Annotated in this window: 13 protein-coding genes; 1 reads left to right on the top strand and 12 read right to left on the bottom strand. The window is 66.5% G+C overall.

Annotated features, from left to right (window positions below):
- Nucleotides 1-32 precede the first annotated feature (32 nt).
- The 7 genes from radA to panC form a co-directional block, all read right to left on the bottom strand.
- A complete protein-coding gene (gene radA / locus RH857_RS08680; protein ID WP_310537584.1) occupies nucleotides 33-1,418 on the bottom strand; it encodes a DNA repair protein RadA in 1,386 nt (461 codons plus the stop codon).
- Nucleotides 1,419-1,705: 287 nt separating this feature from the next.
- Nucleotides 1,706-4,225, bottom strand: a complete 2,520-nt coding sequence (locus RH857_RS08675; protein ID WP_310537583.1) for an ATP-dependent Clp protease ATP-binding subunit — start codon at nucleotides 4,223-4,225, stop codon at nucleotides 1,706-1,708.
- A gap of 182 nt (nucleotides 4,226-4,407) precedes the next feature.
- Nucleotides 4,408-4,710, bottom strand: a complete 303-nt coding sequence (locus tag RH857_RS08670; RefSeq protein WP_310537582.1) for a histone-like nucleoid-structuring protein Lsr2 — start codon at nucleotides 4,708-4,710, stop codon at nucleotides 4,408-4,410.
- A gap of 173 nt (nucleotides 4,711-4,883) precedes the next feature.
- On the bottom strand, nucleotides 4,884-5,039 hold the full coding sequence (locus tag RH857_RS08665) for a hypothetical protein (protein WP_310537581.1): 156 nt from the start codon (nucleotides 5,037-5,039) through the stop codon (nucleotides 4,884-4,886).
- Between the two features lie 11 nt (nucleotides 5,040-5,050).
- Complete coding sequence (gene lysS, locus RH857_RS08660) at nucleotides 5,051-6,580, bottom strand: lysine--tRNA ligase (RefSeq protein ID WP_310537580.1); 1,530 nt, start codon at nucleotides 6,578-6,580, stop codon at nucleotides 5,051-5,053.
- A 76-nt stretch (nucleotides 6,581-6,656) separates the two neighbouring features.
- Complete coding sequence (locus RH857_RS08655) at nucleotides 6,657-8,702, bottom strand: M13 family metallopeptidase (protein WP_310537579.1); 2,046 nt, start codon at nucleotides 8,700-8,702, stop codon at nucleotides 6,657-6,659.
- A gap of 131 nt (nucleotides 8,703-8,833) precedes the next feature.
- Nucleotides 8,834-9,760 carry a pantoate--beta-alanine ligase gene (gene panC / locus RH857_RS08650; protein ID WP_310537578.1) on the bottom strand — a complete coding sequence of 309 codons (927 nt, stop codon included), beginning with the start codon at nucleotides 9,758-9,760 and terminating at the stop codon, nucleotides 8,834-8,836.
- Between the two features lie 45 nt (nucleotides 9,761-9,805).
- Between panC and RH857_RS08645 the strand changes: the two genes are divergently transcribed.
- Nucleotides 9,806-10,333 carry a methylated-DNA--[protein]-cysteine S-methyltransferase gene (locus RH857_RS08645; protein ID WP_310537577.1) on the top strand — a complete coding sequence of 176 codons (528 nt, stop codon included), beginning with the start codon at nucleotides 9,806-9,808 and terminating at the stop codon, nucleotides 10,331-10,333.
- On the opposite strand, the gene RH857_RS08640 is transcribed toward RH857_RS08645, so the two are convergent.
- From RH857_RS08640 to folK, 5 genes are all read right to left on the bottom strand, one after another.
- On the bottom strand, nucleotides 10,330-11,247 hold the full coding sequence (locus RH857_RS08640) for a Rossmann-like and DUF2520 domain-containing protein (protein WP_310537576.1): 918 nt from the start codon (nucleotides 11,245-11,247) through the stop codon (nucleotides 10,330-10,332). The genes RH857_RS08645 and RH857_RS08640 overlap by 4 nt on opposite strands.
- Before the next feature lie 140 nt (nucleotides 11,248-11,387).
- A complete protein-coding gene (locus RH857_RS08635; protein WP_310537575.1) occupies nucleotides 11,388-13,256 on the bottom strand; it encodes a PH domain-containing protein in 1,869 nt (622 codons plus the stop codon).
- Entirely contained in the window at nucleotides 13,256-13,768 is a 513-nt protein-coding gene (locus RH857_RS08630) for a PH domain-containing protein (protein ID WP_310537574.1), read from the bottom strand. Before RH857_RS08630 ends, RH857_RS08635 begins: the two co-directional genes overlap by 1 nt.
- 65 nt (nucleotides 13,769-13,833) lie before the next feature.
- A complete protein-coding gene (locus RH857_RS08625) occupies nucleotides 13,834-14,433 on the bottom strand; it encodes a DUF3180 domain-containing protein (RefSeq protein ID WP_310537573.1) in 600 nt (199 codons plus the stop codon).
- Entirely contained in the window at nucleotides 14,430-15,401 is a 972-nt protein-coding gene (gene folK / locus RH857_RS08620; protein WP_310537572.1) for a 2-amino-4-hydroxy-6-hydroxymethyldihydropteridine diphosphokinase, read from the bottom strand. The genes RH857_RS08625 and folK overlap by 4 nt, the downstream gene beginning before the upstream one ends.
- Nucleotides 15,402-15,460: the final 59 nt, after the last annotated feature.

The following is a 15,460-nucleotide window of genomic DNA, read 5'->3' as shown; positions in this document are numbered from 1 at the left end:
GACGGAGCTGTCCTCCTCACCGACCAGGGCAGTCAGGCGAGGACGAGGCTCAGCGCCTCCGGAAGCGACCCCACCTCGCGAACGGTCATGCCGGCGGGGATGGTCTCCTGCTCACTGGTGCCGGTGCTGCGCGGCACGATGGCATGGGTGAAGCCGAGCCGCTTGGCCTCCTGCAGGCGACGGCGCAGACCGGAGACCGGGCGTACCTCCCCGGCGAGGCCCACCTCTCCGAAGGCAAGGAACTTATTGGGCAGCGGCTTCTCCAGCGCGGCGGATGCCACGGCAAGAGCAATGGAAAGGTCTGCGGCGGGCTCCGTGATCTTCACCCCCCCGACCGTGGCCACATACGCCTCGGATTTCATCAGGGTCGCCAGCTTGGCCCGGCGCTGTAGCACCGCGAGCAGCATCGAGACGCGCGGGGAGTCCAGGCCGGAGACGGCACGGCGGGGCTGGGAAGCCTGAGACTCCGCAACTAGTGCCTGGACCTCCGCGGTGAGGGGCCGTCGGCCTTCCAGCGTGATGGTGATACACGTGCCCGGAACACGCTCCGTCATGGCGGAGACGAAGAGCCCGGAAGGGTCCGGCAGGGAGGTCAGACCGTCCTCGTTGAGGTCAAAGCATCCGACGTCGTCGGTGGGACCGTAGCGGTTCTTCACCGCGCGCAGCAGACGCAGGCGGGAGTGCCGGTCACCTTCGAACTGGCACACCACGTCCACCAGGTGCTCCAGCATGCGGGGGCCCGCGATACTGCCGTCCTTGGTGACGTGCCCGACCAGGATCGTGGTCATGTTTTTGCGCTTGGCAGCTTCGATCATGGAGGCCGTAACCTCCCGGATCTGGGTCACGCCCCCGGCGGCGCCCTCCACCTCCGCGGAGGAGAAGGTCTGCACGGAGTCCATGATGGTCAGCTGAGGGTTCAGCTGCTCGATCTGGCCCAGCGCCTGCCCCAGATCTGACTCCGCGGCGAGGTACAGGCTCCCGGCGAGCGCGTCGATGCGCTCGGCACGCTTCTTCACCTGTGCCGCGGACTCCTCGCCCGTGAGGTAAAGGACTGACTCAGAAGGGTGGGTCCGCGCCACCGCAGAGGCGACCTGAAGCAGCAGTGTGGACTTCCCGACGCCGGGTTCACCCGCCATGAGAATCACGGCTCCGGGGACTAGCCCTCCGCCGAGCACCCGGTCAAGCTCACCGATGGAGGTGGCGCGGAACTCCGCCACCGAGGAGTCCACCTCAGCAATCGTCTTGGCGGGTGCTGCGAGGTGAGTGGCCGCCGTCGTGCGCGCCACGGTCTGCCCCTTCTCCTGAACGGTGCCCCAGGACTGGCACTCTGGGCAGCGGCCGACCCATTTCACGGTCTGCCATCCGCATTCGCTGCACTCAAACGTCGGTGCAGTCTTGGAGGACTTGCTCTTGGCCACTGATTGCTCTGCTCTCTTGCTCTGTGGTGGCGACCGGCCGGGGCGCCGGCCGTCTGGACCAGCCTACTGGCGGGGTGGGACAGCGTCTGTGACACCCGGCAGTCGCAGAGTCGTCGATCACGGTGCGTCCCCAAGATCCCCTCCTCGGCATAGATGGGCACGCAGATGAACGCGGCGTACGGGGCCATTCCTTCAAGAAGCCGAAACGGCAAGTACTACCGAGCACACGAGGGGGCCAGCCCCGTAGGACTGGCCCCCTGAAGAGGAATACGCTGGTTGCTCGGGTCTCAGCTCTCGATAGCTGCAGGCTCCTCAGCGGCCTCGATCTGGTCAGCCGGCAGCTTCCAGTCGAAGGTCAGCTCGCGGTCTGCGCCTTCACCCTTAAGCCCGATGCTGATCTCTGCACCATGCGGAATCTCGCCGTAGAGGATGCGCTCGGAGAGCTGGTCCTCAATCAGGCTCTGGATGGTCCGACGCAGCGGACGCGCGCCCATCGCCGGGTCGTAGCCCTTGTCAGCCAAGAACTCGCGCGCCGGTCCGGAGACCTCCAGAGTCATCGCCTGCTCAGCAAGGCGCTTGCGAAGGCGATCCACGAACAGATCCACGATCTTGACGATCTCGGACTGCTCCAGCTGCGGGAACACGATGGTGTCATCCACGCGGTTGAGGAACTCAGGACGGAAGTGCTGACGCAGTTCCTGGTTGACCTTGCCCTTCATCCGCTCGTAGTTGGTAGTGGTGTCCTCGGAGCTGGTGAAGCCCGTCATCACGCCCTTGGAGATGTCCCTGGTGCCCAGGTTCGTGGTCATGATGATCACGGTGTTCTTGAAGTCCACCACACGGCCCTGAGAATCGGTCAGACGGCCGTCCTCCAGGATCTGCAGCAGAGAGTTGAACAGATCCGCATGGGCCTTCTCCACCTCGTCGAAGAGCACCACGGAGAACGGACGACGCCGCACCTTCTCGGTGAGCTGTCCGCCCTCCTCGTAGCCCACGTAGCCGGGAGGGGCACCGAAGAGGCGAGAGACGGTGTGCTTCTCGGAGAATTCCGACATGTCCAGGGTGATGAGCGCGTCCTCGTCACCAAAGAGGAACTCTGCCAGAGCCTTGGCCAGCTCGGTCTTGCCGACACCGGTGGGCCCGGCGAAGATAAAGCTTCCCGAAGGCCGGTTGGGATCTTTCAGACCCGCACGCGTGCGGCGGATGGCACGGGAGAGGCTCTTGACGGCCTCGTCCTGGCCGATAACCCGCTTGTGCAGCTCCTCCTCCATGCGGCGGAGGCGGTCGGATTCCTGCTCGGTGAGCTTGAAGACCGGGATGCCGGTGGAGAACGCCAGAACCTCGGCGATCAGGTCGGCATCCACCTCGGCGATCTCGTCATCCTTGGTGCGCTCCCAGGACTGCTTCTTCTCCGCCTGCTCCTCGACGAGCTTCTGCTCCTTGTCGCGCAGCGCGGCGGCACCCTCGAAGTCTTGAGCGTCGATCGCGGCTTCCTTCTCGCGCCGGATGTCCTCGATCTTCGCGTCGTACTCCTTGAGCTCCGGCGGAGCGGTCATCCGCTGGATGCGCAGACGAGCACCGGCCTCATCGATCAGGTCAATCGCCTTATCCGGCAGGAACCGGTCGTTGATGTAGCGGTGGGCCAGGTTGGCCGCAGCCTCCAGGGCCTCCTCGGTGATGGAGACCTTGTGGTGGGCCTCGTAGCGGTCGCGCAGGCCGCGCAGGATCTGCACGGTGGTCTCCACCGAAGGCTCAGCCACCTGGATGGGCTGGAAGCGACGCTCCAGGGCGGCGTCCTTCTCGATGTGCTTGCGGTACTCATCCAGGGTGGTCGCACCAATGGTCTGTAGTTCACCGCGGGCCAGCATCGGCTTCAGAATATTGGCGGCGTCGATGGCGCCCTCGGCGGCACCGGCACCCACCAAGGTGTGGATCTCGTCGATGAAGAGGATGATGTCACCGCGAGTGCGGATCTCCTTGAGCACCTTCTTCAGGCGCTCCTCAAAGTCACCGCGGTAACGGGAGCCAGCCACCAGAGACCCGAGGTCCAGGGTGTAGAGCTGCTTGTCCTTGAGGATCTCCGGCACATCGCCGTTGACGATGGCCTGGGCCAGACCCTCCACCACGGCGGTCTTACCGACGCCGGGCTCACCGATCAGCACGGGGTTGTTTTTGGTACGGCGGGAGAGCACCTGCATGACCCGCTCACGCTCGTAGTCGCGGCCAACTACCGGGTCCAGCTGCGCCTCGCGGGCAGCTGCGGTGAGGTTACGGCCGAACTGGTCGAGCACCACGGAGCCTGCGGGGGCGCCCTCGGATCCACCGCCGCTGCCGACGCCGGCGCCGGCCTTCTCCTGCTGGCTTCCTCCGGAGTACCCGGAGAGCAGCTGGATGACCTGCTGGCGAACCTTGTTGAGGTCGGCGTTCATCTCCACGAGCACCTGGGCGGCGACGCCCTCGCCCTCGCGGATCAGCCCGAGCAGGATGTGCTCGGTGCCGATGTAGTTGTGGCCCAGCTGTAGCGCCTCACGCAGAGACAGCTCGAGCACCTTCTTGGCGCGCGGGGTAAACGGAATGTGGCCGCTGGGCGCGTTCTGGCCGGGGCCGATCTTCTCCTGCACCTTCTCGCGTACACCGCCGAGCGAGATGTCGAGGGATTCGAGGGCCTTGGCGGCTACGCCTTCGCCCTCGTGGATGAGGCCGAGCAGGATGTGCTCGGTGCCGATGTAGTTGTGGTTCAGCATGCGGGCCTCTTCCTGGGCCAGCACAACCACGCGACGGGCGCGATCAGTAAATCTCTCGAACATAGCCAACAGACACTCCTAGCGTTGATGCTCCAGACCTCAAGAGTACGGCCCTGCCCGCAGGTCTCCACCCCTGTTCGCCACAGGGGAAAGGTGCGACGACGGGGCACTCGGCGAAGACGACAACGGCCCGGCGCCTGAAGTGCTCAGACTGCCGGGCCGTTCGTCGTGGGCTTGGTCGGCGACTACCGCTTCTTGGCGTTGCGGTAGGCCTCAACGATGTCGCGGTGCAGACGCCCGCGGCTGGAGACCTGATAGCCGTTGGCGATTGCCCACTCGCGGATTTCCTTGGCCTCGTTCTGCGGCGACGGCGGCGGAACAGCGCGCCCCTTGCGAATGTACTTCTTCAGGGTGTCGCGGAGCTCTTTGGCATTCTCTTCGGACAGATCGATCTCGTAGTGACGAGAATCTAGGCCGAAAGTGACCGTTTCTTTCGCTTCGCTGCCGTCGAGATCATCGACCAGGACAACTTCCACTTTTTGAGCCACTCAAAGCACCTCACTGCTCAATGACAGGCCCCTCGGGATACTTCTTCTTTGGGAAGGCCCGAGCGGGCGGATGAGTACTTATGCTACCAGCGCTTGAACGCTCTAGCATTGCGGCCAGTGTGTCAAGAAAGCGGTTTTAAGGGCAAGCCGAAAATTCCCAGCTAACTACCAGGTTAATCGTCTTTCTCTGCGTGACTCTGTCGAACTTGCGCTTCGGTGGCGCGTTCCTGCCTGTCAGCGCGGAAAATCGAGCGAATGGCCAGCCAGAAGACCAGACCCACGCCGATAGAGGGGGCCAGGACTTCAAAATAGGTCCAGAAGGTATTCATGAGAATTCGCCTTACGCCTCGGGCTTAAGGAGCGGGAAGAGAATGGTCTCGCGGATTCCTGCGCCGGTAAAGAGCATGACCAACCGGTCAATGCCAAGCCCCAGGCCCCCCATCGGAGGGGCGCCGTACTCCAGTGCGCGCAGGAAATCCTCGTCGTACTGCATGGCCTCATCATCGCCGGCCGCTGATTTCCGGGACTGCTCCACTAGCCGTTCCCGCTGAATCACAGGATCCACCAGCTCAGAAAAGGCAGTGCCGCGCTCCATGCCGCCGATGATCAGATCCCAGGCCTCAATCACGTCCGGGTTGTCCCGGTGCTGCCGCGCCAGAGGCTGGGCAATGGGCGGGTAGTCGCAGACGAAAGTCGGCTGAATCAGGGTGGGCTCCACGATCTCTCCGAAAAGCTCCATGACGAGCTTCTGGGCGTCCCATGCGGGGTCAATCTTCACCTCGTGCTGGGCGGCAATCTGACGAAGGGTCTCCGCGTCAGTCTCCGGGGTGATCTCCTGTCCCACCGCCTCGGACAAGCCAGGGTAGACGCTGATCCAGGCCCAGTCGCCGTCGAGGTTGATGGTGCCCTGAGGGGTTTCGATCTGGCGGCCGGCTCCGACGGCGTCGGCGGCGCTGAGGATCATCTCCTTCATGCGATCGGCCATCACGTACATATCCGCCCAGGCCTCGTAAGACTCCAGGGTCGTGAACTCCGGGGAGTGGGTGGAGTCCACACCCTCGTTACGGAAGACGCGACCGATCTCGTACACCCGGTCGATTCCACCGACGACGGCTCGCTTGAGATAGAGCTCGGTGGCAATACGCAGAGTCATGTCCTGGTCGAACGCGTTGAGGTGCGTCTCGAACGGCCGGGCGTGAGCGCCACCGTGGACCAGCTGCAGCACCGGGGTCTCCACCTCGACGTAGTCGTGGGAGTGCAGAGTGTCACGGATGGAGCGAGTGATGGCAGCTCGGGTGTAGACCATCTGCCGGGCCTCGTCGCGGACAATCAGGTCGGCGTAGCGCTGACGAACCCGGGTCTCCTCGTTCAGGTCAGCGTGCAGCACCGGCAGCGGACGAATGGCCTTGGAGGCGATCTCAAAGCTCGTGGCCATCACGGAGAGCTCGCCGCGCCGTGAGGCAATGACTTCACCGGTGACTCGGACGTGGTCACCGAGGTCCACGAGCGCCTTCCAGTCGGCGAGCGCCTCCTCCCCCACCTCACCCAGGGAGATCATGGCCTGCAGCCGGGTCCCCTGACCCCGCGGGCCGCCCTCCTGGAGCGTGGCGAAGCAGAGCTTTCCGGTATTGCGGATGAACATCACCCGTCCGGTGACCGAGACGGTCTCCCCGGTGGAGGCGCCGGGCTCCAGGTCGGGGAAACGCTCGCGCACCTCAGCCAGAGAGCTGGTGCGCTCGACCACGACAGGGTAGGCCTGCAGCCCCTTCTCCAGCAGGCGGGCACGCTTGTCCATGCGCACGGCGCGCTGGTCATTGGTGTCGAGCTCGGCGGTCGAGGACGCTGCTGGGGAGGGAGTCTGCTCAGTCACCCCGCTATTCTAGGGGACCAGCCGATTTTCTACACGGTGTAGAACTTGAGCAATTGGTCACTCTCCCGCGGCGGAACTACCAGATGGAGACACGCTCTTCCGGGGGCAGGTACATTCCGTCCCCTTCAACAGTGCCGAAGGCCTCGTGGAAGGCGTCCACATTCTTCACCGGCTGGGTAGCGCGGAACTCAGCGGGGGCGTGCGGATCAATCGAGAGCAGCGTGATGGCCCGCTCCTTGCGGATGATGTGGCGCCACGCCTGTGCCCAGGCGAAGAAGAACCGCTGGTCGCCGGTCAGCCCGTCGAGCACATCGTCAGGACCGTCACCGCGGCGAGTCGCGGCTGCGGAGGCACCGCCGGATGAAGGCCCCTCCTCCTCCCCGGAGCCTGCGGACTCGGAGAGGGTCAGGCCCTGAAGCCAGAGCTTGTAGGCCTTGTGGGCGATGCCGATGCCGCCCAGGTCACCGATGTTCTCTCCCAGGGTCAGCTCTCCGTTGACGTGGTGCTCCGGCGCCACGGTGGGAGCCAGGCCGTTGAACTGATCCACCAGCTTGGCCGTACGCTGCTCGAAGGCCTCGCGGTCGGCAGCGGTCCACCAGTTGGTCAGTGAACCGTCGGCACCGTAGCGCGAGCCCTGATCGTCAAAACCGTGGCCGATCTCGTGACCGATCACCGCTCCGAAGTTCTGCGCCATGTCCCGCTCAGCACTGAAGAAGGGGAGCTGAAGGATCGCCGCCGGGAAGCAGATGACGTTCTCCAGCGGGTGGTAGTAGGCGTTGACCGTCTGAGGAGTCATGTGCCACTCCTCCGGATCCGGACCGTCGTCGAGCTTGGCGACGTCGCGGTCCCAGGCCGCCTCTGAGGCGCGGATGACATTGCCGACCAGGTCCTGCCGGTCAACCTCCACCCCGGAGTAGTCGATCCAGCGGGAGGGGTAGCCGACCATGGGACGGAAGGCCTCCAGCTTCTCCAGGGCCTTGGCACGCGTCTCCTCCCCCATCCAGTCCAATGTGGCGATAGAGCGGCGATAGGCCTCGATGAGCGCTTCGATGAGTTCATCCATGGCAGCCCGGGCTTCGGGCGGATAGTGGCGCGCCACGTAGATCTGCGCCACATCCTCGCCCAGGTGAGCGTTGGTGAGCGCCACCCCGCGCTTCCACCGCTCCTTCAGCTCCGGTGTGCCGTTAAGGGTGCGGGCGTAGAAGTCGAAGTGCTCCTCCACCAGTTCCCGGTGCAGCAGCGGGGCGGCGGCACGCAGCAGCTGCACGCGCAGCCAGTGCTTCCAGGTCTCCAGCGCCTCCTCGGTGAGGGCCTTCTGGAAGGCCGGCAGGACATCCGGCTGGGACACCACGATCTCTGCGGCCTGAGACTCGGTGAGCCCCCAGCCCTGGATCGCCTCGCTGATCAACGGCATGAGCTCTTCAACCTCAGCGCGGGGCTTCAGGTTGTAGCGCTTCTGAGCATCCCGCAGGGTGACCACGTCCCAGTGGGCCTGGGCCAGACGCTTTTCCAGCGCGACGACGGCGGCTGCCGCCTCCTCGGCGGCTTCGACTCCTCCCAGACGCAGCAGGCGCACCAGGTGCTCCTGGTACTTGGTGAGGATCTCCGCGTAGGACTCCTCGCGATAATAGGCCTCATCAGGCAGCCCCAGCCCATCCTGGAAAAGGTGCCAGAGCATGCGTTCGGGGTTGCCGGCGTCGCGCATGGCACCGGCGGCGAGCAGACCATCGATGCCGGCGCGCTGCCACTGGGCGGAGAGGCGCACCAGCTCACCCGGGGTACTGATACCAGCAATCCGCTCCAGCCGGTCCTGGATGGGGGCCAGCTTGAGCTCTTCGGCACGCCTGGCGTCCATGAAGGCGGCGTAGAAGGTCCCAATACGCTGCTGGATCGGCCCGAACTCCGGGTCCAGGGGGGTGGAGTCAGCGGAGGCCACCGCGGCTTCCTCGACGATGGCGCGGACATCGGCCTCCGCCTTGTCTCGCAGTTCCAGGAACGAACCGTAGGAGTCCAGATCTGCAGGGATCTCGGCAGTCTTGAGCCACTGCCCGTTGACGTGAAGGTTCAGATCATCCTGCGGGCGCACGGACTCGTCGAGATAGGGGAAGGAGGTCGCAGTCATGGCTGGGGACGCCTTTCGTTGCCGACAGTTTTGTCCCAGCCTAAGGCCTGCCCAGGAGCGCTCGCGGATCTGGTGTGCCAAAACTGCAGCATCGAAGGCGTGGGGGCCTTTGCTGCTGCAGTTTCAGCACACTAGTGCGCCGGGGTCAGCAGCATGTTGTCGATCAGCCGCACCGGTCCCACCCGCGCGGCGATCAGCACCAGGGCCTCCGAGGCAAGGGGACCCGACGCCGCGGTGGCCCCTTCCGGCTCCTGTGCCGGCTCGATCTCCTGCAGCGTCTGGGGGTCCACGACCACCAGATAGTCCAGGTCCACACCCTCGGCCTGGTTCAGCTGGGCGGTGACCTCGTCAACGCGCAGCGGCTCGCCGGCCGCGGCGCGCTCGCGCAGGGTGAAGAGCGCCCGGGAAAGGTGCAGCGCGGCCTCGTAGTCCTCCGGGCTGAGTCGCTGGTTGCGGCTGGAGAGCGCGAGCCCCTGGTCATCGCGCACGATCGGCAGGGAGCGAATGGTGACCGGCAAGTTCAGGTCGGTGGTCATGCGGCGGATGATGGCCACCTGCTCGGCGTCCTTCTCTCCGAACCACGCGTGGAACCTGGAGGGGGCCGGCGGCTTCATGATCGCGAACAGCTTGGTCACCACGGTGGCCACGCCGTCAAAGTGCCCCGGGCGGGAGGCGCCCTCCCACAGCCGGCCCATCGCGCCGGCGGTGACGCTAACTTGCGGAGCTTCGGGGAAGCCGGGGTACATCTCCTGCACGTCCGGGGCGAAGACCAGGTCCACACCGTGGGCGCCGAGGAGCTCGAGGTCGGAGTCGAGGTCGCGCGGATAGTGACGGTAGTCGGCGTCGTCGTCGAACTGCAGCGGGTTCACAAAGATGGAGGCGAGGACAATGTCGGAGTCGGCGCGGGCGGCGTCGATCAGCGCGGCGTGCCCAGAGTGCAGCGCGCCCATGGTTGGCACGAGGCCCACGGTGGGCTTCAGGGCCGAGTGGTGGCGGACAAACTCGCTGAGCGCTGCGCGGAAATCCTGGACGGTGGTGAAGACCTGGGGTTTTCTCACCGGGACAGCATAGCCACGTCCGCCGGGCTGCTTTACAGTGCCTGCATGGATATCCACGCCGGATACGCGACCCTCAGCACACCTGACGGCCCGTTGACGATCATTGCCGACGACGACGCCGTCCTCGCCTCCGGGTGGACCGATGACACAGAAGCCCTGGTCAGCCGGACGCACCCGCGACTGCGGCCCGCCTTGCTGGAGCCCGGGGCGGGCGCGGCCCTCGAGCAGGCGGTGGCCGCCGCAGAGGCCTACTACCGCGGGGATCTCGCCGCGATCGATCAGGTGCCCGTGAGGCAAATCTCAGGTCCGTACCGCATCCGAGCCTGGGAGGTCCTGCGAACTGTGGCCCCCGGGCACCCGGTGACGTATGCCCAGTTCGCGGACTTGACCGGCAATCCGGCCGCGGTGCGCGCGGCTGCCTCCGTATGTGCCAGCAACGCCGCGGCACTGTTTGTGCCCTGCCACCGGGTGATCCGCACCGATGGCGGGCTTGGCGGATTCGCCTTCGGCACTCAGATCAAGCGCAGCCTGCTCGCGCGGGAGGCTGAGGCGGGCAGAGCAGCTGATCGTTAGGCGAGGGCGTCGAGGAGCTCCGCGGCGGTGGTCTCGCTGATCAGACCGCGCTCCAACGCTCGCTGCGTGGCCGAGCGCGCCATGGCCACGTAGGCACCGCGGATATCGGCGGGCAGGCCGGAGCCGGCGAGCAGCATCAGGTGCTGGCGCACCGTGCCCACGTCCCCGCGCGCCACAGGCCCGGTGAGCGATCCTTCCCCGGAGGCCAGCGCGTTGTCCAGAGACGCCCGCATGAGTGGCCCCAGCACCCGGTCGGGCTGCTCTACCCCGATCCCGCGCAGCAGCTGAGCGGACTGGGCCGTCAGGATGTTCAGGTGGTTCGATGCGTGGGCCAGGGCCGCGTGGTAGATGCCGCGGTCCTCCTCGACGATGACCACGGGTTCCCCGCCCATCTCCACGGCCAGCGCCTGCGCCACCGGCAGTACCGAGGGGTCAGCCGTGACCGCGAAGGCGCAGGCAGACAGCCGCTGCAGGTCCAGGCTCATGCCGGTGAACGTCATCGCAGGATGGATGGCCAGGGTCAGTGCCCCGGCCTGCTCCGCCGGACTGAGGATGCCGGTGCCAGCGCGCCCCGAGGTGTGTACCACCAGCTGACCGGTGTGGAAGTGCCCAGCCTCCGCCAGACCGGTGACCAGCGGCTCCAGAGCATCATCAGGCACGGCCAGCAGCACCAGCTCTGCCCGGCGCAGGATCTCGGGGATCTCCAGCACAGGGGCCTCCGGCAGCAGCGCCTCGGCGCGTTCCCGGGAGGCCTCGGAAACTGCGTGGACGCCCACCACCTGGTGACCGGCATTGCGCAGCGCCGCGCCCAGCACCGCACCGACTCGGCCGGCTGAGATGACACCGACGCCAAGGCGGCCCTCCCGCTGGGCAGGCGGCAGATCTGAGGCATAGGGATCGATCGGGGTGCTCACAGCGGACCAGCCTAGTCCGTTGCTTCCGCAGTATGAGTCACCAGGATCGACTTTTTGAGGTCAGCGACCCTCCTCGGTGGCGACAAGTGCGGAAGCAACGACTATTCGCCGCTCGCCGCGGCCGCCTCCGACCAGAGCGCTCACAATTGCCCGGTGCCGCCGGGGTCCTGGCGTACCCGGGATCCCTGGGGTGTCCCGGGGCGGCCCGGTGCAGTGGGCCCGCTCGGTGCCATCGGCGCGGCCTGTTCCGCCGTCTCGGCCGGCTCGCTCTGCCCGACCTGCGGCCCTGGCTCGTCCTGCTCCTGGACAACGTCCTCGACCATCTTCTCGAACTCGTGGAGCTCCTCGGGCAGCATCCACTGGTTGCGGTCAGACAGGCGGCGGGCCACGGCAGCATAGGCGGCCTCCTGCTCAAAGAGGTCCCGGACGGCGTCGATGTCCTGGTTCTTCACCCGCGGGGTGATGGGCCCTGAGGGCAAGTGGAGCAGCAGGGTCGCAATGCGCTTGCTGCGCGCCAACGGACCCTGCTCCAGGGACGCCGACTGGATCCGTTCATGGGGCACCATGGTCAGCTGGCGGGTTAGGCGCCCGTCGCGGATCATCAGCGTGGAGGGGGTCGCGAAGAACCCCCGACGACGGCGCACCAGCGGGTCAAAGACGCGCGCCCGGGCCGGCACCTCACTGAAGCCGAGTTCGGTGCCGCTGCCCTGAAGTCCGTGCAGGAACAGCTGCTCCGGGTTCTCCACCTGCAGGTCAGGGAACATCTCGGAGGCCATCAGCATGGCGTCCTCACGCCGTCCCACCGGCAGCAGGGTGGTGCGACCGGTCTCTCCGTAGCCGGCGACGTTGACGATCACCCGGTACCACCCGAAGGGCCGCCACAGCATCGGCTGCTGGATCTGAATGGCCTGCACGCGTCCGGGCGGAATGGTCTGCGTGGTGGTCTCCAGGAGTCCGTACTTCAGACGCAGTCCGGCGCCGGTCATGGTGGCGGTGAAGCGGAAGCCTGAGGAGAACTCGTTGTAGTAGCTGAAGACTCCGGCGATCAGCACCGGGATCAGGAATGGCACCGTGCTCAGCGCCCCGGACAGCTCCTCAAAACCCTCTTCGGTGAACGCCAGCACCACCAGCCCGATGCCGCCCAGCACCACCGCCCATCCCAGCAGCAGTCCCAGCAGCATGAGGGTGCCCACACCCACGATCACCGAACCGATCAGGCGCCCCACGGGCACCTGGGTGATGTGCCGGTCGTGAATCCCGGGTCGCACAGGTGTACCCCCGGGTGCCAAACCGCCGCGTTCGGCCCCCTCTGGTGAGTGCTCGTGGCCACCGCTGAGCTCGCCCTCGGAGCCCGGCGCGGGGCGGGAGCCGGGGGAGGTGTCGGCGTCGTGCGTCTCGGCGGTGGGAGCAGCGGTGCGCCCGGCTGCGCGGTCCATAATCTCGTTGCGCAGTTCCTCGGCCTCGGACTTCTTCAGGAACGCCAGAGTGGCCGCGGTCCCGTCGCCCTCGGCGACCTCGAACTTCAGCTCGGCCAGCCGGGTGAAGCGGGCCAGCAGGGGCTGCCGCAGGTCCACAGCCTGCACCCGGTCAATGCGTGCTTGACGGTGCTGGCGCACAAAGATCCCGGACTTGACCATGACGTGCTCATCGGTGATCTGGTAGCGGGTGAACCACCAGGAGAGGACGAAGCCGCCGAAGATCAGCACCACCACCAGCGCAAAGATGGCTCCGCCGATCATGTAGGGGGTGGGGTTCTGCTGCAGGTTCTCGGCGAGCTCCCCGGAGCGCCAGGCCTGCCAGATATCCGCCCACATCTCCCAGTTGTAGCCGAAGACCACCGCGGGCAGGCCCACTATGATGGTCCAGCCGCGCACCAGCGGGCTCAGCGGATGGACTTTGTGCCAGGAGACGTCGAACCAGGCCTCGTTGGCCGGTGTCGGGCCGGCCTCGGCCGGGACGGTTTCCGGCCCGGTGCGCTCGGGTGAGGCGTCGTCGTGCGGGCTGCTCATCACAGGCCTGCCAGTCGGGCCTGACCGCGGGCGGAGAGCTCATCGCGCAGGCGTGCACCCTCCTCGCGCCGGACGCCGGGGATCTTGGCATCGGTCGAGGCCGAGGCCGTCTTCAGCTGCACCGTGCAGATGCCGAAGCGGCGCATGATGGGGCCGGCTTCGATGTCCACGTACTGCAGACGACCGTAGGGCACCGCCACCACGCGCTGCCACAGCAGGCCGCTACGAATGAGCAGGTCGTCCTCGCGCTCGTAGTAGCCGATGGCGCGCACCCGGCGCGGAGTCAGGAGAAGGTCTGCGGCAGCCCAGAGAACCACCACCACGATCACCGGGATCTGCAGCCAGAGGGGAAACTGCACCCAGACCCCGGTCCAGCTGAGCACCAGGGGAACGGCGATCACGATGGCGGTGATGAGCCATCCCACCAGTGTGCCCACCACACGGATGGGGATGTATGTGGGGTCCACCCGTGCCCATTCGACACCGGTCGGGTCGATGGCCTCTGAGCGCATGTCCCTCCTTCGTAGAGAGTATGAAAAGTTCTCACGCGCCGTCCGGGTTCGGACGGCGGTGCGCGTCATCGGTGGATGTGGCGAGGCAGCGCCTGACGGGCGTAGCCGGTGCCGGGTTCTTCATCGAAGCCGCGCGTGGTGTCATCCCTCTGCCCGAGGGAGCCGCCGTCCTCAGGGGGAATGCGGCACAGGGACTCCACCACAAACCCAATGATCACCCAGATCAGGCCACCGATCATCATCACCAGTGCTGATGAGGCATTAGGGGCTCTCAGCCCTGCGGCGGACCCCAGGTCCAGCAGCACTCCCCCGTGCCAGCCCGCGATGAGCGCTCCTGCATAGGCGCAGGCCTGGCCCGCGGCAACCACGCGGGCGGCTTGCAGCGGGTGCAGACGACGCCGGGGGCGCGAGTACGACGGCGACTCCCCGCTGCGTTTCTGCCGCTGGGACTCACGAGCCGCGCTTTGCAGGCGCCGCTGGTCCCAGCCCACCACAATCCCGAGAACCAGGACGATCAGACCCACCGCCGCCAGGGTGACGGCCGAGGACAGGGGAAGTACCGGTGAGGACTGACCCGCGGAGACCATGCCGATCGTCGCGAGATACCCGGCCAGCGCGGCCGAGGCGGCGATGATCAGCAGCCACAGGGGGCGCAGCTGGTTCACTCGAGGCGCTCCACATCACCGTGGTCGGCGGCTTGGACGGCCAGTTCACGGACGGGGGTGCCGTCCAGCAGCGCCACCGGGTCCATCCAGGACCAGGGCAGCAGCACAAAGGCCCGCTCGGCAGCCGAGGGATGCGGGACCTGCAGACGTGGGGAATCGATGACGGCCCCCGCGTAGGTGACGATGTCGACGTCGAGGGTGCGCGGACCCCAGCGCTCCTCGCGGACCCGGTTGTGCTCCTCTTCGACGCGCTGCACCAGGTTCAGCAGCTCGTGGGGGGAGAGTTGAGTTTCGATCTCCACCACCTGGTTGAGGTAGTCGCGCTGGTTGTCCGGTCCGCCGACGGGCTTCGTGCGTGCCAGCGGCGAGGTGTTCAGCAGGGTAACGCCCTCTGCGGCCTTCAGCGCATCGACGGCGGAGGCCAGGGTGGCACGGGAGTCCCCCAGGTTGGAGCCCAGCGCCAGGACCGCACGGACCGGGAAGGAGGCGGGCAGATCCGGGTCACGGGTGGGGGCGGCATTGTCGGCGGCGGCCTCGGCCTCCATCTGCTTCATGATGCGCGGGACGCTGCCGGTGCCGATGGTCACCAGCATCGGGTCCAGATCTTCGCGCGCCCGGCGTACGGTGATGGACACGTCGTCGAACTCCTGGGTGAGCGGAGCCCGGGGCTTGTGCACCGTGATGGTGGTGGCCCGGATTCGCTCATCGGAGAAGAGGATGGCCCGGGCGATCGTGTCGGCGAGAGTCTCGATGAGGTCGAAGCGCTCCTTGCTGACGACGTCCTCGATGAGGTCGGCGACGTCCGCGTAGGAGACCGTGTCGATGACATTGTCGGTCCGGGCGGCGGCGGTGAGGTCGAGTTCGAGCTCCGCGTCCACCACAAAAGGCTGGCCTTCGGTCTTCTCGAAGTCGAAGACGCCGTGGTAGCCGGTCATGCGAAGACCGGTCAGCCGGATCAGGTCACTCACTTTCACTCGCTTTCCCACCGCATCCTGCGGCTGCGTCGGGGTTCCAGCTCGTTGTCCTT

Source organism: Nesterenkonia flava (genome assembly GCF_031432335.1).
In the GTDB taxonomy this organism is placed as follows: Bacteria; Actinomycetota; Actinomycetes; order Actinomycetales; family Micrococcaceae; genus Nesterenkonia; species Nesterenkonia flava.
The sequence above is the reverse complement of the archived record's forward strand: the minus strand, read 5'-3'. Positions and strand labels throughout refer to the sequence as shown.